This is a genomic window from Enterococcus sp. AZ050, from assembly GCF_051715085.1.
Classification (GTDB): Bacteria; Bacillota; Bacilli; order Lactobacillales; family Enterococcaceae; genus Enterococcus; species Enterococcus faecalis.
In genome coordinates this window covers 1,484,665-1,505,591 of sequence record NZ_JBIOTC010000001.1, presented here as the reverse complement: position 1 = coordinate 1,505,591, position 20,927 = coordinate 1,484,665, and the positions used below count along the sequence as shown (strand labels likewise).

The window sequence follows — 20,927 nt, the reverse complement described above, 5'->3', positions numbered from 1 at the left end:
TTTATTGAGAGAAAAAATACATAAAAATAATGAACGAAGGACTGTCCACTTTTTCCCTAGTTGAAACGTTGTATAAGTGAAAGGAGAAATCAGATGAAAAAGGAGGCAAATTTTGACGAAGTACTATTTTCTTTGGGGCAAGAAGTCATCCAAGTCTTGATTCGCCGAGGAGCAAGTCTTGAAGATGCACAAGATGCAGTGTCGCAAACGTATACAACGATTTTTTCAATATTACCTGAAATTACATCAGAAAATCTACGCCCGTGGTTTTTCCGAGTAACATTTAATTACTACATTACGATGTATCGAAAAAAGAAACGAGAACGCACTTTTGTGGCAAACAGCCATCCTGTGCAATCAATAGAAAAAATGGAAGGGCAAGAGTTATTATTATTGATCGATTCCTTAAAAGATGAGGAACAAGAACTATTACTTTTGAAATATTATTATCAATTATCGTATGCCGAGATTGCGTTGATTTTAGAATTATCTGTTGAAAATGTTCGCAAAAAATTGTATCGCACACGTCAAAAATTAAAAAAAGAACTGGAGGAATAGAAGTGGATTTAAAAAAAAGTATTCGTAAAGCGAAAAGAAAACAATTTATCGTGATTGGTGCCATAACCGTTGTTAGTTTTGCTGTATTGTTTGTCGGTTTTTTTGTGGGAATGGATAAACTTTCGACGAAAAACTATCATACCCTACTAGAAGTAATTAATGATCAAGAAATGATTGCTTCACCAAACACTCAATTAGACTCCCAAGTAATTGCTAATAGTTCGCCTTTTGGGGGCGAAGTTGTGACCAATCGTTCAAAAAATATTGATGGTTACACGGTGGAGTGGAGTAATTTACGTAGCAGATATAGCTTTTTCAGAAATTCGATTGACTGGAATGAAGTCTATCCTGGTAGCTATTATTCTTCTAAGAATTTTTATGAATACAACCGACAAACCAAGCAGAAAGTAGCATCTTTTTATAACCCAGCGATTACCAATTACTATGGTGGCATCAAAAACGAATTAAGTGAATTAGATAAAATGGAAAACCAAGTAGCGGAAGTGGCGATTTCTTTTGATAAACCTTATCCATATGAAGAAGTCCGCAAAATGTTACCGAGCAATGTCAACTTAGTTTGGCTCTATGTTTACTCCAAAACGGTTAATGAAAAAGAAGGTCCTTCTGGTACGCTGCCTTATGGTTTTCAATTAAGCATGGACGATCACAACGAAATATTTGATCCTGAAAACGACAAGCAACACTTTTTTGAAACCTTAGAAAAATCCCCGTTGTTTGCTGACAACCAAGAAGGCCAAAAGTTTATCCAACAAAATAAAAATAAAAAAGTCGAAAAATTACCTATTTGGGGAGTCATGCTCACCGGACAAACCAAAAATTTCAAAGCCTTACAAAATGAACCTTTTGTTCGTGGTGCTTCAATTGGCGTGACCGTACCTATCGTTCCTTATATTCAGCCAGAGAAATAAACGTTCTTCAGAACTCTAAGCCTTCCGACTGATTTTGCTTCAACGATATTGTCAGTAAAAATAGAAAACGTTATAATAGAATGGATCACAGGAAGTGCTTCTACAATGCGTGGGAGCACTTTTTTTACTTATCTATGAGGAGGGCAAGTGAATGTTTTTTAATTTTATTGGGTTAACGTTATTTTTTGGTATCGGGATCTTAGTTGCGAATGGCGCCAAAATTGTAGCGAATAAAGGGAAAAAGAGTAAGGGGACCATTCTATTAATGGTGATGGAATTGCTCTTGTTAGGTATCTTTTTATTTGTGACTTTGCCAAGTAAAAATCTTTCAACCGTGTTGTGGATTAATTTGATTGGCGCAGTGATTGCTAGTGGGGTGTTATTAAGTACACGCTTAGCTAGTAAAGTCGAAGTTCCTGGTATCCAAAAGGGCCGCAAAGAAGTAGGGAAGAATACCAACAAAACGGCTAACAAAGACTGGTCTGGCAAAATTTTGGGTGTTGCCGTTTTGGCAATGATTTTGTTGACCATTGTCAGTAGTATTACCAGAATTTCTTCTATTGATGAAATTTATCAAACGATTCCTTTAAAAACGGAAGAAAAAGCTGAAGTTTTAACTTCGGCGAAAGAAACACCCATTGCGATTGCACCACAAACGGCGAAACGAAAAATGTTACAGAAATTTTCTGTCATTCCCAATTCCAATATGTTTACTTTGGATGGTATAACGGCACAAGTTGTCAATGGCGAGTATGTTTATGTAGCAACAGTCGAATTTAATGGCTTCTTTAAATGGCTAAAACTGGGGGAAGTACCTGGCTATTTCATCATTAGTGCAACAGATATCAACGCACAGCCAGAATTTGTAGAAAAACCAATTGTTTATACTCCTTCAGCTTACTTTGGCAAAGATGCCGCACGAAAAATTTATTCCGCTTATCCAGGTTATGCAGCAACTGGCACAATCAATTTAGAGCTGGATGACCAAGGGAATCCTTACTATATTCAAACGCTTTACAAAGAGTATGGGGTTTCTGGTCGCATGCACTATAATGAATTTAAAACGGCAGTATTGAATGCTACAACAGGAGAAGTTAACGTTTATGACAGTCAAAAAGCCCCAAGTTTCGTTGATGCGCCGATTACTAGCTCAGCGGCGAATAGCTTAAATGAATTCTTTGGTCGTTACAGTCAAGGCTGGTGGAACCAGACAATGTTTGGTGCCAAAAAAGATGTTAAAATTCCAACTGAAAATGGTATTTATGCATCAGGACAAATTACGCCGATGATGAACAAGGAAGGGAACCAGTTGCTTTATTTTACGGACTTTACAAGTAGTGAAAAAGACCAAGATTCCGCTTTAGGTTACTCCTTAATCAATGCCCGAACAGGTCAAGTTACGTATTATCGTGATACTAAAGTCGGCATTATGGATAGTGATGGCGCCATTTCTATCGCCTCAAAAATTTATCCAGAAAAGAAATGGAAAGCTAGTATGCCAGTCCTTTATAACATTGATGGCGTGCCAACGTGGATTGTTTCGTTAATGGACAGTAAAGGGATTTTCAAAAAATATGTCTATATAAACGCCGTAGATAATGATATTGTGATTGATGCAGACACGGCACAAGGCGCATTAGACGCTTATCGAATTGAGTTAGTAACCAAAGGAAGTAACAATGAAAATACAGACAAAGCCAACTTGAAAACGATGCAAGGTAAAGTAGCTCGTGTCTCAGTAGTAGCTGGGGAAGCGCAAACGGTAGTTTCATTTTTACTAGAAGATGAAAAAACCATTTTTAGCGTAACGACTAATAACAGTCCGCTGGCGCTATTCTTAAAAGAGGGCGACCAAGTGACATTTAAAGCCGTAGTGACTGAAAATGCTAAAGCAGCGAATGTTGAAGAATTGAAAATTGAAGGATTAAACTAAATAAAACACCTCTTTTCTATGGAAAAGAGGTGTTTTATTCTTGGAAAAGAAGAAAAATCCACCTATTTCTGCTATGATAAGAGAGAAAAAGAATACGAAGGAGCTTCGCCCATGCGCAACATAAAATTAACCATTGAATATGATGGTAAAAGATACTCAGGTTGGCAACGACTAGGCAATTCAGAGAAAACGATTCAAGGGAAAATTGAAAGTATTTTAACACAAATGACAGGTGAACCGATTGAAATTATTGGCTCAGGCAGAACGGATGCCGGCACACATGCACGTGGTCAAGTAGCGAATTTTAAAACGACTAGTTCACTAACAACAACCGAAATGTTATCCTTTTTAAATCGATATTTACCTGGCGATATTGTTGTTAAAGAAGTTACAGAAATGCCTGAACGTTTTCATGCACGGTATAACGCCACAGGCAAACAATACAGCTACTATGTTTGGAATAGCCCAATTCCTAATGCCTTTGAACGGTATCATAGTTTTCACTTTCCCAAAGCGTTGGATCAAGAAAAAATGGAACAAGCTTGCCAAAAATTAATAGGGACCCATGATTTTATTGGCTTTTCAGCATTGAAAAAAACCAAAAAATCGACTACTCGAACGATTGAAAAGATTACGATTGAAAGAAGCGGCGAAATGTTACAGTTCACTTTTGTGGGCAATGGTTTCTTGCATAAAATGGTCCGCATCCTCGTTGGGACACTTTTAGAAATTGGTGCAGGCACCAAAGAATTAGCGATAATTGACGAATTATTCGCAACAAAAGTCCGAGAAGGCGCAGGTGAAACGGCTCCTGCACAAGGGTTATTTTTAGATGAAGTGTATTATAAATAACAAAAAAATAAATTTTCTTTAACCACACCAATTAAAAAGTTGAACTTCATCTAAAAAGTGCTAACGTTAAGAAGAGATTAACAATAGAAAGAGGTCATTTTTTTGCTATCTTTACTTATTTCTGTCAAAAAATTATTTTCATCTTTTTTAGGTATCTTAAAAAAAGAAGACACTCGTGCCTTGTTCTTTTTATTGGCAACCACGTTGTTGAGTGGGACCATTTTTTATTCAACAGTGGAAAAATTGTCGCCATTAGATTCGTTATATTTAAGTTTCATGACGTTAACCACGATTGGTTATGGAGATGTGCATCCAGTTACTGACTTGGGAAAAATTTTCACCATGGTTTATGCTACAGTAGGCTTGGGGATTATGGCTATGTTTATTTCGGTCGTAGCAAAATCTTACTTGTATTCTAAACAAAGTCATCACCACCATCACCATAAAAACAAAGAACATTCAGCGGAAAAGTCTTCAGAAAAATAGACGAAATTGAGGAGTTGACCAAGTGTTTCTCGAAAAATGAAAGTTTTTTGAGAAACACTCTTTTTTTATCTTAATAATTATGGTAGTATGTCCCAAACTGTATTTTATTTTAAAGGAGCGTGAAGTGAATGGTCAAAGCGATTCGGAAATTATCGTTAATTCAAAAAATCATGATAGGGATTGTGATTGGAACCACCTTGGGTTTCTTGGTGCCTGAATGGACCTTCATCAGCGTTCTTGGTGAATTGTTTGTGGGCGCCTTAAAAGCAATTGCGCCGATTTTAGTTTTTGTCTTAATTATTGCGTCGCTAGCCCAACAAAAGGCTGGGGCGAAAACATATGTTGGATCAATTTTAGTTGTGTATCTGTTAGCGACATTTTTGGCAGCTGTTGTTGCCGTGACGGCAAGCTATCTGTTTCCCGTTAAGATTGTCTTGGAGGCGGCGCAGGAAGCGCAAGCAGCCCCAACGCAACTTAGTGATGTTTTAAGTAATGTGTTAACAAGCGTTGTCCAAAATCCGATTCAAGCGATGATTGAAGGCAATTATTTATCTGTTTTATTTTGGTCCTCATTAATCGGTATTGGGTTACGTCAAAGTTCGGTCGCTACCAAGGATGTGATTGCCAATCTTTCAACAGGGATTACCACGGTCGTTCAAATGATTATCGGCATTGCGCCAATTGGAATTCTAGGTTTGGTGTTTCATTCGGTGGCAACCACAGGCATTGCAGGGTTAGCCAAGTATGGTCAGTTATTATTATTGTTAATTGGTACGATGGCCGTGGTTGCTTTAGTCGTTTATCCAGCGATTGTTTTTTGGAATATTCGGCAAAATCCGTATCCGTTAGTCTTTTTTGTATTAAAGGAAAGTGCGATTCCCGCATTCTTTACACGCAGTTCTGCGGCCAATATTCCCATTAATATGGAATTGGCGAAAGCAATGGATTTAAATGAAGAATCTTATGCGGTCTCTATTCCGCTGGGCGCAACGATTAATATGGGTGGCGCAGCCATTACGATTACTATTATGACATTGGCGGCAGTCCACACATTAGGGATGTCCGTGCCAATCTATTTAGCATTATTGTTGAGCATCATCGCCGCTGTTTCTGCTTGTGGGGCTTCAGGAATTGCTGGTGGCTCCTTGTTGTTAATTCCGCTTGCATGTAGTTTGTTTGGCATTTCCAATGACATTGCCATGCAAGTCGTCGGCGTTGGCTTTATCGTCGGCGTAGTCCAAGATTCCATTGAAACAGCGTTGAACTCTTCTAGTGACTTGTTGTTTACCACCTCAGTTGAGTTAGCAGACCGACGTAAAAATGGTGAAATCATTGATGTTAAAGCGTTAATTGGCAAAAGTCAATTGGTGGTCGAACAAGAAAATATTTAAAAGAAAGGAACAATCCGCTAAAATGTGGGTTGTTCTTTTCTTTAATAATCTCGGCCCCATTTTTTTCAGGGGCCACTGAAATTATCGACCATTTTGTGAAGAAAATCCTCTCTATAATAAAGGTATCAAGTAAATAGGAGGTACACGAAATGAAATGGTATCAACTTTCCTCAACAAAAGTAATCGAGCAGACTAAGACGAAGCAAACGGGTCTTTCTAGCGAAGAACGTCAGCAACGTTTACAAACGAATGGTCCAAATAAAATTGAAGAAAAACAACAACTGAAAACGTGGCAAAAGCTAGCCAAACATTTTACAGATTTACTAATGGTGGTCTTACTCGCTGCCGCAATTCTAAAATTTGCCACAGGCGAAGTGGTCGAAGGAAGTATCATTTTTCTAGTGGTACTTGTCAATGGCTTTGTCGGTTATTGGCAAGAGCGTAAAGCAGAAGAATCATTAGACGGCCTGAAACAGATGATGGGCCAAGAGGCAGTCGTTCTAATTGATGGACAAAAAACAACCGTTTCTTCTGAAACATTGGTTCTGGGAGATGTAGTCACGTTACAAGCTGGCGATGTAGTCCCAGCAGATTTGCGCTTATTTGATGTTCATAATCTGATGATTGAAGAATCAATTTTGACAGGCGAATCAGAAGCCGTGGAGAAAATTACCGGTTCCTTGAATGAAGAATTGCCAACAGGCGATCAAAAGAATTTGGCTTTTTCAGGAACTCTTGTCCAAGCGGGCTCAGCCTTAGGCGTTGTAGTAGAAACAGGAGATGCCACTGAAGTTGGAAAAATTAATCACGCGTTGCAGTCAGTAGATCAAAAAACAACGCCGCTCGTGCGGAAAATGCACCAATTAAACAAGCAAATTTTCCAAGGGATTATGGTCTTGATTGTGTTTCTGATTTTCTTTACCACTTTTCGTCATGGCATGGAATGGAGCCTCTTATTTTCTGCGATGATTGCATTAATTGTAGCAATGATTCCAGAAGGCTTACCTGCTGTGTTAACGATGATTTTATCGATGGGTGTTCATGAGATGGCTAGAGAAAATGCGATTATTAAAGGCATGCCTTCCGTTGAAACATTAGGCTCAATGACAGTTATCTGTTCAGATAAAACAGGAACGCTAACTAAAAATGAAATGACGGTAATGGATGTAGTGACTGAAGAAATGACCATTGTCAAAGAGATTATGGCCAACTGTCAAGAATTGAAATTACAAGACCAACAAAAAATCGCCGACTTGCAGGGGAATCCTACCGAGTTAGCTTTACTACAATATGTTGATCAGGATCAACTGTCTTTACGCCCTGTAGAAAAGAAAATTCCGTTTAGTTCAAGTTATAAATACATGGCCACTCGCCATCCGCAAGCAGAAGGTTCAATTATTTATGTCAAAGGTGCGCCAGAAGTATTGTTACAACTTTCTATGTTATCTGATAATCAAAAAGGTGCTTGGCAAGCACAAGCTGCGTAATTAGCGCAAAAAGGACAACGGGTATTAGGTTTCGCTTATAAGACAGTTACGTCACAACAGGAACTGACACATGAAACATTGTCAGGATTGACGTTTGCTGGACTGGCAGGCATCATCGATCCGCCAAAAGAAAGTGCCATTCAAGCCGTCAAAGAATCTCAAGAAGCAGGTATTTCCGTCAAAATGATTACCGGAGACCATAAAGATACAGCGCAAGCCATTGGCGAGCAAGTTGGTTTAAAGCATACGAAAAAAGTCCTTGAAGGATTAGAAATTGATGCTATGTCAGATGAAGAATTAGCTCAGCACGTTCAAAAAGTCGATGTATTTGCACGAACGACACCAGAACATAAATTACGAATTGTCACGGCTTTACAAAACAATGGCGAAATTGTCGGAATGACCGGCGATGGTGTGAACGATGCGCCAGCACTAAAGAAAGCTGATGTCGGAATTGCCATGGGAATTAAAGGAAGTGAAGTAACCAAACAAGCCGCAGATATGGTTTTGGCAGATGATAATTTCCATACGATTGCTAAAGCTGTGAAAGAAGGACGCCGCATTTTTGATAACTTGAAAAAGACGATTACTTTCTTCTTGCCAACTTCTTTGGCACAAGGCTTAATTGTTGTCTGGGCGCTTTTAATGAATCATCCTCTACCGTTGACACCTGTCCAGATATTATGGGTAAACATGGTAACTACGATTACTTTGTCTTATGCATTAGGTTTTGAAAAAGCGAGTGCTGATACCATGAAACGACCACCAAGAGATGTCAACGAAGGCATTTTAACAAAGTACAGTATTTTTAGAATCGTCTATGTGTCGGTACTCATTATGGTACCAGGTTACCTCATGGCGTTACAATTTGAGGGCCAAGCCTTACAGCAAACGTTCCTCTTACAAAGTATCGTCTTAGCGCAAGCAGCGTATATGATCAACTGTCGTAAGTTGGTTGATCCGTCGTTAAGCACAGGCTTTTTCCAAAATAAAGTGTTGTTTGCTTCATTAGGAATCCTCTTTTTACTACAAGCACTAGTGGTCTACTTGCCAGTAGCGCAGCAATTAATTGGCACAACTTCTTTAAATGGCCTTCAATTAGCAATGATTTGTGTCCATGTTGTGAGTCTGTTTTTCCTTGTTGAAGGGGAAAAATATATAACCAAACGATTCATGACGAAAGAAAGCCAAAAAACTAGCGAATGTCCTCGCTAGTTCCTTTAAAAATAAGAATGAAGAGTGAGCTCTGCTAGTCGGCGGAGTTCATTTTTTGTTGGAATTAAAGAGAGATAAAAGACAGGAAGATCAAGATGATCCAAGGGGAAATTGGAAATAATTATGTCGGCTTCATTTAACGTCAACTGGCTTAGTTCCACATATTCAATAGCTTGTAATTTCACACGAGTACCTAAATAAGCAGCTAATTCTTGTTGTAAAAAAGCTTTCCAAGCAGGTTCCCCTTGAAAGAGGAAATAGGCAGTCATCGTTTGCGCCTGAATGGAATAACTGGCTTGTTTTTCTAACAAAGAAGCCAAACTAAGAAAATAAGTCGGTTCTTCAATCGTGGTGTAGCGAGATAAAATCTCCAAAAGTTCTTGGTTGCTCTTTGATAACGCAAGGTCCTCTGCGGCTTGTTCGGTCATTAATTCTTGATATTCCAATTGAAATTGCTCAGAAAGTGTTGGGGACTCGGTATATTTAATGAATAACAATAACAGATTATCCAATAAATTTGTTTGGATTAAATCAGGCCGGGCTTCTTCAGTGGACAAATTAGTGACAAACTGTTGTAACGACTTTCGCAGCTGACTGTAATGAGTGTGGAGCGCAGTAGCCAACGTTTCGCCATAGACATTATCGTAATTCCAGCTTTCTAAGAAACAAAAGAAGGCGAAAAAACTTTCTTCCCCTTGCAAATAGATGCCTTCAGAAGCATAAAGTTTTGCCAAGGACGGTTGATAAAGTTGAAACAAGACATCTTTTGAGTCAAAAGAAAATTGACTCACTCGGCAATTGGCTTTGTTGCGAATCGTGTTAATAAAAAACCAACAAGCGCCAAAAATTTCTTCCGTTTCCACCGTCAACTCACTACTGTAAACTTGTTTCAAAAATTGAAAATAATGCTCCTCATGAATAGAATAATCGTCAAAAAAATAATTATTATGAGTAAAAGGCACCAACAAACGGTGATAAAAAATCCGAATATTGCTTTCTGCCCCGATTAGCTGAATGGTCGTTGTGGTTAATTGAATCGTTAAATGAAAATCCCGTAAGGCCTGATTCATTTTTTTGATATGTCGCTTCAAAGTTTCATAAGAAACACCACTAGTGCTCAAAAAAGAAGTTGTCACTAACTCTTTCGTAAATAGTAGCTCTTTTAATAGTTGAATACTAATGGATTGAGGTAAAAATAATGACCAAAGCTCATTGGTTTGCGCATTCCCCTGATTGCGTAACCGAATACCACTGCTATCGGTTTCAATGGACCAGTCGGCGGGTAATTGACTGCGAATATACTGTAAATCCGAAAAAACGGTTCGCTCTGTCGTCTGGATTTGCGTGGCTAAACGCTTGGCTGTCAGCTGAGGAACATTTAACAACTGTTCCAACAAACGAATTTGCCGAAGCAAATCTTTTTCCGTTATCACACGTTTTAACATGGAGTACATGGCAAAACCTCCTTTTGCTTAAGAATACGGATAAAAAGGGGATTGGTCAATCAAAAAAGGGGAGAAGTTTGAAAAGGGATTGACATTTATTGAGTTAATTCATTACACTTACACTGAGGTACTGTGTAAGTTCAAAATTTCTATCTTTGGAAATCAATCTTCACAGAAAATTCAGACAATTAGAAAAGAGGATAATATCTTGGGAGCAGAATTAAATCAACGGTTATTCAGCGCTGCAGACAATCTTAGAAGTAAAATGGATGCGTCTGAGTACAAGAACTACTTATTAGGATTAATCTTTTATAAATATTTATCTGATAAATTATTACAAACAGTAGTGACTTTAGCAGATGAGTCACTAGAAGAATATGATACGCCAACAAAACAAACAGAGCTATATAAAGAATTGCTAGAAGATGAGGACTCTCGTCAAGACTTAGTTGACACCTTAGTCGATACATTAAGTTATGATATTGAGCCAGATTATTTATTTAGCAGTTTAGCAGAACAGGCAAAACAAAATGTTTTCCAATTAGATGACTTGAAAAAAGCCTTTGTTTATTTATCTTCAAACTATAAACAATTTAATGGCTTATTTGATGATGTTGATTTACAATCGAAAAAATTAGGTTCCGATGACCAACAACGAAATGTAACAATTACGGAAGTATTAAAAAAATTAAATGATATTGATGTCACGGCTCATGAAGGCGATGTGATTGGTGATGCGTATGAGTTCCTGATTTCCCAATTTGCGTCTGAAGCTGGAAAAAAAGCAGGAGAATTTTACACTCCGCATCAAGTTTCGGATATGATGGCGCAGATTGTGGCATTAGGTCAAGAAGATAAAAAGTTGTTTAGTGTTTTTGACCCGACAATGGGCTCCGGCTCGTTGATGCTGAATGTCCGTAACTACTTGAATTATCCAAAAAGTGTCAAGTATCATGGACAAGAGCTGAATACGACTACCTTCAATCTCGCAAAAATGAATCTAATTTTGCATGGTGTGGAAGCGGAAGATATGAACTTACGGAACGGAGATACGCTCAATAAAGATTGGCCAACAGATGAGCCATATACCTTTGATTCTGTAGTTATGAACCCACCATACTCGGCAAAATGGTCGGCGGATGCCTCATTTTTAGATGATTCACGCTTTAACCGTTATGGCAAATTAGCACCGAAATCGAAAGCAGATTTCGCCTTTTTACTGCATGGTTATTATCATTTAAAAGATTCAGGAACTATGGCGATTGTCTTGCCGCATGGGGTTCTTTTCCGTGGTGCTGCCGAAGGTGTTATTCGTAAAAAATTATTAGAAGATGGTAGTATTTACGCAGTTATTGGCATGCCTGCCAACTTATTCTTTGGTACATCAATCCCGACTACGGTTATTATTCTTAAGAAAAATCGTGACAATCGAGATGTTTTATTTATTGATGCAAGTAAAGAATTTACAAAAGGGAAAAACCAAAATAAATTAGCACCCGAACATATTGATAAAATTGTTTCAACTTATATTGAACGTCAAGATGTAGAAAAATATGCGCATGTGGCGACTTTTGAAGAAATTGTTGAAAATGATTATAACTTGAATATCCCACGCTACGTGGATACATTCGAGGAGGAACCGCCTGTGGATTTGGTGGCATTAAATAATGAAATCAAATCCACAAACCAGGAAATAAAAAAAGTAGAAGCTGAGTTATTAGCTATGCTTGATGATCTGGTGGTAACGGAGGAAACTCAAGCACTGATTGATGCTACGAAAGAGGTGTTTGGAGGATGAGGGACGAGATGAAAAAGGTCCCTCGGCTCCGTTTCCGCGGGTTTCAGGAAGATTGGGAACTGTGTAAGTTTGAAAGGATATTTGAAAAAGTAAAATCCTATTCATTATCCAGAGAGGTTGAGACCAATGAATTTACAGGTATGAAGTATATTCATTATGGAGATATTCATACAAAAAAGGCAGATAAAGTTAGTGAAAATTCTAATATACCCAATATAATAAAAAAAAATTTCGCCCTTTTAGAAATTGGCGATTTAATTTTGACAGATGCTTCAGAAGATTATAAGGGCATTGCTACGCCTGCTGTAATCAGAGAAAACACATCATTTGATATTGTAGCAGGTCTTCATACGATAGCATTGCGTCCTAAGAATATAGACCCTATGTTTTTGTATTATTTAATTAAAGCACCGACTTTTCGCAAGTATGGTTACAAGGTTGGAACAGGGATGAAAGTGTTTGGTATAAGCTCTAGTAAAGTGCTAGATTTTACTACGTATATTCCCAAAAATGATGAAACAAAATTGGTAAGTAGTTTTTTAGAAAAAATAGATTACGCATTGGATCTTCATCAGCGTAAGTTGGACCAGTTGAAAGAGTTGAAGAAAGCGTATCTGCAAGTAATGTTCGTTTCAATGAATACTAAAAATAATAAAGTTCCCAAGTTAAGATTTGCTAACTTTGAGGGAAACTGGGAACAGTGTAAGTTAATAGACTTAGCCACTACTTACATTGGCTTAGTTACTACAATGACAACAAACTATACTGATCAAGGTACTTTATTAATTCGAAACTCGGATATCAAAGAGGGGAAATTTGATTTGAATAACCCTATCTATCTGAAAGAAGAATTCGCTAAGCAAAATGAAAATCGTAGTATGAAAATGGGGGATGTAGTTACCGTACATACGGGTGACATTGGTACATCAGCTGTTATTACTGAAGATTTGGACGGTACAATAGGTTTTGCTACAATAACTACTCGTCCATCTAAGAAATTAAATTCTAATTATCTTTGTTGGTATTTTAATTCAAACATTCATAAAAAGTATGCTAAGCGAATGTCAACGGGAGATGGTAGGTCAAACTATAATATGAAAGATTTTAATAAGAATATACTTGTAATTCCTAAAATAGAAGAGCAACAAACAATTGGTATTTTCTTCCAAAATCTTGACAATACTATTACTCTTCATCAAAATAAACTAGATCAACTAAAATCCTTAAAAAAATCCTACCTCCAAAACATGTTCATCTAAAAAAATAACTCCCCGCAATCCGCGAGGAGTTATTTTTCTTACATCAACATCGACAAATGGCGCATAATTTTATCATTATCCTGATTCTCTAGTTCCTGAATAATATGCAGATAAGTTTCTTGCGTAGTTGTCATACTAGAATGGCCTAATCGAGTCGCCACGCTGGCAATTGAAACACCAGCAAATAATAACAGCGAGGCATGTGTATGACGCAAACTATGGACAGTAATCACTGGAATCTGCGCACGTTTACATAAGACTTTTAAGCGACTATTAATCGTAGAATTAAAGACACGTCCTTTCACAAAAATTGGTTCCATTGGTGGCATATTTCTTATCAATTGAGAAAATTGCATTGCTGTTTGCCAGTCAATTTGTACTTTGCGTTTAGAAGATTCATTTTTTGTTGATTGGAAAAAACCAGTGGGGTTCTTATAATTCCATGTTTTTTCAATAGTTATTTTTTGTTTAGAAAAATCAAAATCTTTTGGCGTTAGCGCCAATGCTTCAGAAAAGCGTAGTCCCGTTTTAACTACCAATAAAATAAACCAATCCCAGTTTAGCTGCTCGCCTAACTCTAATTCTTTCAAAAGAGCCTGAACTTCAAATTGGTTTAAAAATTTTGATTTTTTAGGACGTGGTGCTTTTCCTTTAATGACAATTTTTCGTGTTGGATTTTTTGAAATAAGTCCTTCATCGACTGCATCTAAAATTGCCCCTTTTAATTGATGATGAAAATCCATGGTTGTCTGCCGTTCGTGGGTTAACGCATAGTCATTTAATAACTGCTGATACCGTTGCCGATCCAAATGTTTTACTTTTAAACCAGGTGCCAACTCAGCAAGTCGTTGTTCCGCAATATAATATTTTTGCAACGAAATATCCCGAATCGCTCCTACCTTATATAGCTCCACCCATTCACTAAAATATTCATGAAATAACTGCTCTGTTCTCTTTCTCTTAACCAAAATAAAACCTCCTCGATAATTGTTGATGAACGAATCATATTTTTTATTATCTCGGAGGTAGGAAAGTGTGTAAATATTCAGTTTTATATGAACATATTTTGGAGGTAGGATTTTTTTAAGTTCTTTAGTTGGTTAAGCTTGTTTTGGTAAAGTGCTGTGATATCATCTAATTGTTTACAGAGTGTACTAATCTTAAGCTGTTCATCTTTTGAAGGAGTATTGATTTCCAAATTCATCATAACTTCAGAATTTAATTTTGAACGTCCTCCACCAACTAAAAAAGGCTCTATATTGATACTTTTTATTGCATTCATTAAAAATTTGTTATCAGCTTTAGACCTTTTTGCTTGGAGAACATGTGCATGATTATTAACCCAAACTTTACCATTGACGTATTGAACCGGATAATCCTTTAAATTGCTAGCTCCATCTTCTGCTACTAAAATGAACTCTCCATCATGTGTGTATCCCTCAACAAAATCTTGAATTCCGTTAGCTCCATAGTAGGGTGTATTTCCATAAATACGTTTAGATGCTGTTATTGGTATACGCAAATTATTATATTTGTTTGCTAAATCTTCCAACTTACACTGTTCCCATTCTCCTTCAAAATCAGCAAAACGTAACTTCGGTACTCGTTCATCTTTTGCAGGAAACATTACTTGCAAATACGCTTTCTTCAACTCTTTCAACTGATCAAGCTTACGCTGATGAAGAGCGATGGTATCGTCGAGTTTTTTGAATAAGTAACTGATTTTATTCTGTTCCTCAATTTTCGGAACCAGTAGCTCTAAACTATTCAAAATAGTTTGACTAACATTAAAACGGGTACTACCACCTGCTTTTCTTTCTATTTGTTTTCTGTTGATAGAATTCAATGTAAGTTCAACGAAATGTGAATTAAATTCATTTGTTTTCTTTCCTCGAATCGAAAACCCGCTATATAAAGCATATTCTTCTAAATATGCTTTAGCCCACCCTACTTCTTCTGGAACTTCAGATGACCTCACAAAGACTAGATCTCCATACTCAACTTTATTTTTTGATTCAATTTCTTCATTAACTTGAACAGAATTACGTATATATTCATACTTTACAGGATGCTCATCGAGGATATCCATTACACTGATCATCTTACGTCCTTTGCCATAATTCTCTTTCGGGGCATTGATACCATTTGAAAATGACATCAGGCTAGATAACTTACACAGTTCCCAATTGTAATTGAACAAATTCTCCATATAGTGATATAATTTAATTAAATAAAACAATGTGAGGGTCAGGTTATGAAGCTAAGTGTCAACGATGAAGCAACAGTGGAAAACAAGTTAATTGCGATTCTTGGGGAAGATCGTAATCAGTGGACGTATCGAGCAGATTTAAAATCGGAACAAGATTTATGGCGTAATTTACGTGAAAAAATCATTCAAAATAATTTAGCCGCAATTGGGGAACACCCTTTAACAGACCAAGAATTTGAACGCATAAAAACAGGATTATTAGAACGAACACGTACGCCTTTTGAAGCAGCCAAATGGTTAAAAGGGGAAAATGGTATTGCGAAAATTACCATCGAACGAGAAGATGCTTCTCTAGGAACGATGAGCTTGATTTTATATTCGAATCGTGATATTGGTGGGGGGATTTCTAGTTATGAAGTCGTGAATCAAATTGCCAAAAAGAATACTAATTCTGCAAAGCATGATAGTCGTTTTGATGTGACATTATTAATTAATGGGTTGCCTATTGTCCAAATCGAATTGAAACAAGTGACAGCGAAAGATGGTGTATTTCAAGCATTTAATCAAATTAAAAAGTATGCAGAGGAAGGTATGTTTCGTAATAATATTTTTTCAACTTTGCAATTATTTGTTGTTTCCAATGAACAAACCACTCGCTATTTTGCGAATGCGCTACCACAATTTATGCATAAAAAATTCTTGTTTAGTTGGCGAACAAAAGACAATAAAAAAGTTGAAAATCTTTATGAGTTCTGTCGCCAAGTGCTAAATATTCCAGATGCCCATCGCTTAATTGCCGATTATACGATTGTTAGTGAAGAACAAGACAACAAAGTATTAATGGTTTTACATCCTTATCAAATTCATGCGATTGAAGCCTTATATGTTGCCGCTAGTAAGCACACCTCCGGCTATATTTGGCATGCTACAGGTTCTGGAAAAACATTAACCAGTTTCGTTTCTACTAAATTATTAGCGCGTAAACCAGGGATTGATCGGACGATTATGCTTTTGGACCGAAAAGATTTAGATAATCAGACAACTAGTGAGTTTACTAAATTTGCTTCGGAGTTTAACACAGGGATTTCATCAGGTGATGGTAAAGCTAATAGTCTGATTGTCGGGACAGGCAGTGCCAAAGAATTGAGTAAAACGTTGTTGGCCGATGCGAACTCTAACGTAGTCATTGTGACAACGCGTCAAAAGCTGGATGCTGCTTTGAAATATGCACGAAAACAAGAAGAGCAGAAGGGTACAAATCGTTTTCAAAAATTAATGGGGCAACATATTGTTTTTATTGTTGATGAATGCCACCGAGCAGTTAGTGCGGAAAATATGATGGATGTTAAAAAAGTATTTCCTAGATCTACTTGGTTTGGCTTTACAGGAACACCGATTTTTGAAGAAAATAAAAAGCAAGCGCAAGGACAACTAGCCAGAACGACACACGACCAATATGGAGAAGTTTTACATACGTATACAATCAAAAATGCGTTAGAAGATAAAGCTGTTTTGGGCTTTCAAGTGGAACATGAAGATACGATTGATAGCGAGTCGTTGTATAAAAAAATCTATGATGGTTTGTCTAACGAAACCAAATATGCAGAATACACGCCAGAAGAGTTAGCGAATGAAGTAGAAGCAATGGACAACATTCAAAAAGAGAAAATGTTGGATCGTTCTATTTATGAAAATGATAAGCATATTCAAGAAGTCATTCATAAAATGTTCCGCCCCAATAATGCTTATACTAAATTTGATTTTGGGAATGGTCGCCCTCGAAAATCAGCAATTTTAACAACAAGTTCAATTGATATGGCGAAACGTTATTATCATGCCATTAAAAAAATGACAGCGAAAGAAAATTGGTTAGAAAAAGAATTTCCTAAGCATCAGATTCGTCAAGGGAGAACGATGGAAGACCCTGATTTTCCGCGAATTGCCATTACTTATTCATTAGAAGAAAATGCTGAGAATAGTAGCGCACAGCAAGACGAGTTAGCAAAAATTATGGCCGAGTATAATGCGTACTATGGTACTTCATGGACCTTGCAAGACATTAAGCGCTATAACGGAGACATCAACAATCGCTTAGCTCGTAAAAAAGCAGAGTTTAAAGAATTTGGCCGTCATGTTGATTTGGTTATTGTGGTTGATCGGCTGTTAACAGGTTTTGATGCACCTACGATTCAAACGTTATTTGTCGATCGTAATTTAGAATACGCCAATTTGATTCAAGCATTTTCAAGAACTAATCGCACCTATCCTGATAAAACAAAGGGCTTAGTGGTTACTTTCCGAAAACCTCACACAATGGAACAAAATGTCGCAAATGCGACTCGTCTTTATTCAGAAGCAAAAGAAGAATCTGGATTAATTTATCCAACCTATAAAGAATCAAAACAACGATTTAAAAAAGCCTTTCGTAAAATGCAAGAATTTAATCCAGAAGAGATAGATGAGAACCAGCCGATTGATGTGCGAATTGATTATGTTCAATCGTTTCAAGCGTTAAGTAATAGCTATGAAGCATTAGTGACCTATGATGAATATAATGATGAAATGGAAAAATCACCAGCTTTAGCTGAGCAAGTCCATTTGATTGAAGAACAGATAGGAACATACGAAACAATCAAAGGCTCCTTAATAGAAGTAGAGCCAAAACCAGAGAATGATTTTTCGGAGATTGAATTTTACAGCGATAATCATGCCAAAATGTACGACATTGACTCTTCTTATATTGATCAATTATTAGGAAATTATTCTGCAAATAGCCAAGGCGTTCGTGAAGAAATTGAAAAGGCTTTGCAAAAATTGAATAAAACGGAATGTGTTAAAGAAGTGTATCGGGAAATTTTAAATGCAATGGATAATGAAAAAGTAGATCAAAGAGAAGATGTATTTGTTTTAAAAAGACGCTACTTCACAGGAACTAGAAATCAAGTGATTGCACAATTTGCGCAAGAATGGTTTGTCTCAGAGGATCAACTTCATTCATCCGCTATTCAATATATGATTGGTATGAACCCAATCCCAAACATGGGGGACATTATCAGCAGCAAAGACTTCGAGTCATATAAAGCGACGCACCCAGAAGCAAAACCATTTAAATACCCGCAACAAATGAAGCGTGCTTGGCGTCAAACGTTAGATGAATATTTAGTACCGTTGGAGGATGAATTACGATAATCCTTCCCAAAATCTTCAAACACAAACCACTAACTATCTGCTACTATAAAAGAAACAACTATCATTTGGAGGAAGTATGCGTAACAGAAAAATGTGGACAATTATCGTCAGTGGGTTATTTTTAAGTAGTATCATCGCGGGAATTTCAGGAGCGTTTTTAATCATTGAAGGAGAGCTAACGACTCTGCTCTGGGAGGTGTTGCCAGCGCAAATGAAATGGCCAATCCTCTATTATTTTATCTTGTGTGTGCTAGGAGCGTTGGTATTAAGTTATCTGAAGAAACGCTTCGGACAAGTACCACAAACGGCGCACGAGGCGCTGACAGAATTGAAGGCGAAACAATCGGTCGATTATTCAGGAGTGTTTAGAAATTTATTGGCCGCCTTGGTAATTTTAATTTTCGGGGCTGGTGTCGGTCCTGAAGCCGCATTGTTGGGAGCAATTATTTCGTTGTCAGTCTGGCAATCTGATAAGTTAAGGTACCTTTATTTTCATTATGACGAGCAAGAACAGCAAGTATTTTGGACAAAAATTCAGCGCTTGCTGCATCCGCAACAGTTTGTTCAGCGCTACGATACGATGCTCGCTCCTGCGGATAAAAAGAAACTGAAACAAGTGATGAACGGGTTATTTATTGTGAACGGGTTGGTGGTGTTTACCTTTTTAATGAAATTGGTGGGACACCCATCGTTTATTACGAAGTTAGGAACTGGAAAAATTGAAACGGCTTCGTTATGGCTGATTTTACCCGCTTTATTAACTGCTTTTGTGATTGGTAACGCCTATCAATGGTTGCAAGCTGCTCTGGCTAAACTATGCCAACCATTTGAAGGAAAGCAAAGCATACTGGTAAGTTTAGGCGCAGCCTGTATTTTTCTTTTTGTTATTTTAATGCCAAGATTACTATTTTCAGGACAATCTTTTATGCATTTAGTTCCTAGTTTTGGTAGTCAACAAGCCTGGTATATCTTGGTGGTCGCTGCGATAATGAAACTAGTATTTTTACAAGTTTGTTTACAGACAGGTTGGATAGGTGGCGATATTTTTCCCGTCGTTTTTTCAGCTATTTTAATCGGGTTTGCGGTCGCACAATTTTTCCCAACAATTGACTCGCTTTTTGTTGTCGCAATTTTTGCTACGAGTTTAACAACCCAGATTTTAGGGACGATTCTTGTACCAGGCATTTTTGTGGGGCTCTTTTTCCCAATCACGCTTTGGCCAGTTGTAGTCCTTGTGTTATTTTTACAATGGCTATTGAAAAATAAAATTATTAAGAGTAACTAGAAAAACGTCAAATCGACTTAGGGGATTAAGCCGATTTGACGTTTTTCTAATTAGAACACTCAAACCATAGTTGATAGTAATCTTGATGTTTTTTTGAAAGCAGATAGCGGCCCAATAGTTGATGGACTTGATAGCCTTGTTCTTGTAAGTAAATCAGATTTTTCTGAATTTGTTGTGGCTGCAACTGATTGCTACTTTCTTCTATACGAATCAGTTGACTATAGTAGCTTTTAGAAGCATCGAATTCCCAGTGTAAGACTAAAGGGAAAGCGGCGCTGTCTTTATTAGTCGTTGAAAAATGTTCAATAGTTTGTTCATCTGGTGATAAAACAAAGCCTAAAATACTTGGATCATTTAAGTAAAGCAAAAGATTTTCTGCTTTAGCAGGGTGGAAATAGTAAAGAGTTTTAAACGGCGGTATTTCTTCTTTCAAGACTTCCTCTTGTAGTTGGCTGACTTCTTCATATTTTTGTTGATAAGTGATTAAGTTTCTGTGGATTTGCTTTAACTGTGTAATGCGTTCTTCTAAATCTTGACGTGCATTTTCTAGTAATTTCTGGGTATCTGATAATGGGTTGGTATATAAGTTTTTAATTTCTTTAATGGAAAAATTTAAGTCGCGATAAAACTTGATTTCACAGATAGCAATCAGCTGTTCTGTTGTGTATTGTCGATAATCATTTGTATCGCCTCGAACAGAATGAATCAACCGTTCTTTTTCCCAATAGCGCAATGTGGACTTAGGAATTTTCAACAAGGAAGCAATCGTTTCTAGCGAGTAAAGATGGTCTTGGTTCATCAGCATTCACCTCAATTTTAGTATAACACAAAATTAGTTTATAAAACCGCTTTACCTTGAAGTAACTTTAAGGTGTATACTCAACGTAAATT

14 protein-coding genes and 1 pseudogene are annotated in these 20,927 nt (G+C 37.1%); 11 read left to right on the top strand and 4 right to left on the bottom strand.

The window, feature by feature from the left end; translation table 11 throughout:
• Nucleotides 1–93: 93 nt before the first annotated feature.
• The 7 genes and pseudogenes from IGJ04_RS07330 (at nucleotide 94) to IGJ04_RS07300 (ending at nucleotide 8,851) form a co-directional block, all read left to right on the top strand.
• Nucleotides 94–558, top strand: coding sequence for an RNA polymerase sigma factor (locus IGJ04_RS07330; RefSeq protein WP_002383292.1), 465 nt, complete (start codon nucleotides 94–96; stop codon nucleotides 556–558).
• A 2-nt stretch (nucleotides 559–560) separates the two neighbouring features.
• Entirely contained in the window at nucleotides 561–1,487 is a 927-nt protein-coding gene (locus IGJ04_RS07325; protein WP_010823981.1) for an anti-sigma factor, read from the top strand.
• Between the two features lie 151 nt (nucleotides 1,488–1,638).
• Nucleotides 1,639–3,420 carry a DNA-binding protein gene (locus IGJ04_RS07320; RefSeq protein ID WP_208772167.1) on the top strand — a complete coding sequence of 594 codons (1,782 nt, stop codon included), beginning with the start codon at nucleotides 1,639–1,641 and terminating at the stop codon, nucleotides 3,418–3,420.
• A gap of 111 nt (nucleotides 3,421–3,531) precedes the next feature.
• The gene (truA, locus tag IGJ04_RS07315) at nucleotides 3,532–4,272 is read left to right on the top strand and encodes a tRNA pseudouridine(38-40) synthase TruA (protein WP_002409191.1); all 741 of its coding nucleotides are present in this window, start codon (nucleotides 3,532–3,534) and stop codon (nucleotides 4,270–4,272) included.
• Nucleotides 4,273–4,374: 102 nt separating this feature from the next.
• On the top strand, nucleotides 4,375–4,758 hold the full coding sequence (locus IGJ04_RS07310; RefSeq protein ID WP_002355036.1) for a potassium channel family protein: 384 nt from the start codon (nucleotides 4,375–4,377) through the stop codon (nucleotides 4,756–4,758).
• Nucleotides 4,759–4,886: 128 nt separating this feature from the next.
• Nucleotides 4,887–6,149: a serine/threonine transporter SstT gene (gene sstT, locus IGJ04_RS07305; protein ID WP_002355037.1), complete on the top strand. Its 1,263-nt coding sequence runs from the start codon at nucleotides 4,887–4,889 to the stop codon at nucleotides 6,147–6,149.
• A gap of 149 nt (nucleotides 6,150–6,298) precedes the next feature.
• Nucleotides 6,299–8,851 (top strand): annotated as a pseudogene (locus IGJ04_RS07300) (cation-transporting P-type ATPase).
• A gap of 5 nt (nucleotides 8,852–8,856) precedes the next feature.
• Here IGJ04_RS07300 and IGJ04_RS07295 read toward each other — a convergent pair.
• On the bottom strand, nucleotides 8,857–10,296 hold the full coding sequence (locus IGJ04_RS07295; protein WP_025192855.1) for a helix-turn-helix domain-containing protein: 1,440 nt from the start codon (nucleotides 10,294–10,296) through the stop codon (nucleotides 8,857–8,859).
• Nucleotides 10,297–10,504: 208 nt separating this feature from the next.
• Between IGJ04_RS07295 and IGJ04_RS07290 the strand changes: the two genes are divergently transcribed.
• Nucleotides 10,505–12,094, top strand: coding sequence for a type I restriction-modification system subunit M (locus tag IGJ04_RS07290; RefSeq protein WP_252671589.1), 1,590 nt, complete (start codon nucleotides 10,505–10,507; stop codon nucleotides 12,092–12,094).
• Entirely contained in the window at nucleotides 12,091–13,353 is a 1,263-nt protein-coding gene (locus IGJ04_RS07285) for a restriction endonuclease subunit S (RefSeq protein WP_438840086.1), read from the top strand. The genes IGJ04_RS07290 and IGJ04_RS07285 overlap by 4 nt, the downstream gene beginning before the upstream one ends.
• Before the next feature lie 38 nt (nucleotides 13,354–13,391).
• On the opposite strand, the gene IGJ04_RS07280 is transcribed toward IGJ04_RS07285, so the two are convergent.
• Together IGJ04_RS07280 and IGJ04_RS07275 are read right to left on the bottom strand one after the other, a co-directional pair.
• A complete protein-coding gene (locus IGJ04_RS07280) occupies nucleotides 13,392–14,321 on the bottom strand; it encodes a site-specific integrase (protein WP_128437953.1) in 930 nt (309 codons plus the stop codon).
• A gap of 83 nt (nucleotides 14,322–14,404) precedes the next feature.
• A complete protein-coding gene (locus tag IGJ04_RS07275; RefSeq protein ID WP_438840085.1) occupies nucleotides 14,405–15,454 on the bottom strand; it encodes a restriction endonuclease subunit S in 1,050 nt (349 codons plus the stop codon).
• Nucleotides 15,455–15,607: 153 nt separating this feature from the next.
• On the opposite strand from IGJ04_RS07275, the gene IGJ04_RS07270 reads away from it, so the two are divergent.
• The gene (locus IGJ04_RS07270) at nucleotides 15,608–18,751 is read left to right on the top strand and encodes a type I restriction endonuclease subunit R (protein WP_438840084.1); all 3,144 of its coding nucleotides are present in this window, start codon (nucleotides 15,608–15,610) and stop codon (nucleotides 18,749–18,751) included.
• A gap of 76 nt (nucleotides 18,752–18,827) precedes the next feature.
• Entirely contained in the window at nucleotides 18,828–20,036 is a 1,209-nt protein-coding gene (locus IGJ04_RS07265) for a chloride channel family chloride transporter (protein WP_010823973.1), read from the top strand.
• A 46-nt stretch (nucleotides 20,037–20,082) separates the two neighbouring features.
• On the opposite strand, the gene IGJ04_RS07260 is transcribed toward IGJ04_RS07265, so the two are convergent.
• Nucleotides 20,083–20,835 carry a helix-turn-helix domain-containing protein gene (locus IGJ04_RS07260; protein WP_010713754.1) on the bottom strand — a complete coding sequence of 251 codons (753 nt, stop codon included), beginning with the start codon at nucleotides 20,833–20,835 and terminating at the stop codon, nucleotides 20,083–20,085.
• Between the last annotated feature and the right edge of the window lie 92 nt (nucleotides 20,836–20,927).

Coding starts and splice junctions, on each gene's coding strand:
- IGJ04_RS07330 (WP_002383292.1), top strand. CDS start 94: ATGAAAAAGGAGGCAAATTTTGACGAAGTACTATTTTCTTTGGGGCAA.
- IGJ04_RS07275 (WP_438840085.1), bottom strand. CDS start 15,454: ATGATCAGTGTAATGGATATCCTCGATGAGCATCCTGTAAAGTATGAA.
- sstT (WP_002355037.1), top strand. CDS start 4,887: ATGGTCAAAGCGATTCGGAAATTATCGTTAATTCAAAAAATCATGATA.
- IGJ04_RS07265 (WP_010823973.1), top strand. CDS start 18,828: ATGCGTAACAGAAAAATGTGGACAATTATCGTCAGTGGGTTATTTTTA.
- IGJ04_RS07260 (WP_010713754.1), bottom strand. CDS start 20,835: ATGAACCAAGACCATCTTTACTCGCTAGAAACGATTGCTTCCTTGTTG.
- IGJ04_RS07320 (WP_208772167.1), top strand. CDS start 1,639: ATGTTTTTTAATTTTATTGGGTTAACGTTATTTTTTGGTATCGGGATC.
- IGJ04_RS07285 (WP_438840086.1), top strand. CDS start 12,091: ATGAGGGACGAGATGAAAAAGGTCCCTCGGCTCCGTTTCCGCGGGTTT.
- IGJ04_RS07270 (WP_438840084.1), top strand. CDS start 15,608: ATGAAGCTAAGTGTCAACGATGAAGCAACAGTGGAAAACAAGTTAATT.
- IGJ04_RS07295 (WP_025192855.1), bottom strand. CDS start 10,296: ATGTTAAAACGTGTGATAACGGAAAAAGATTTGCTTCGGCAAATTCGT.
- truA (WP_002409191.1), top strand. CDS start 3,532: ATGCGCAACATAAAATTAACCATTGAATATGATGGTAAAAGATACTCA.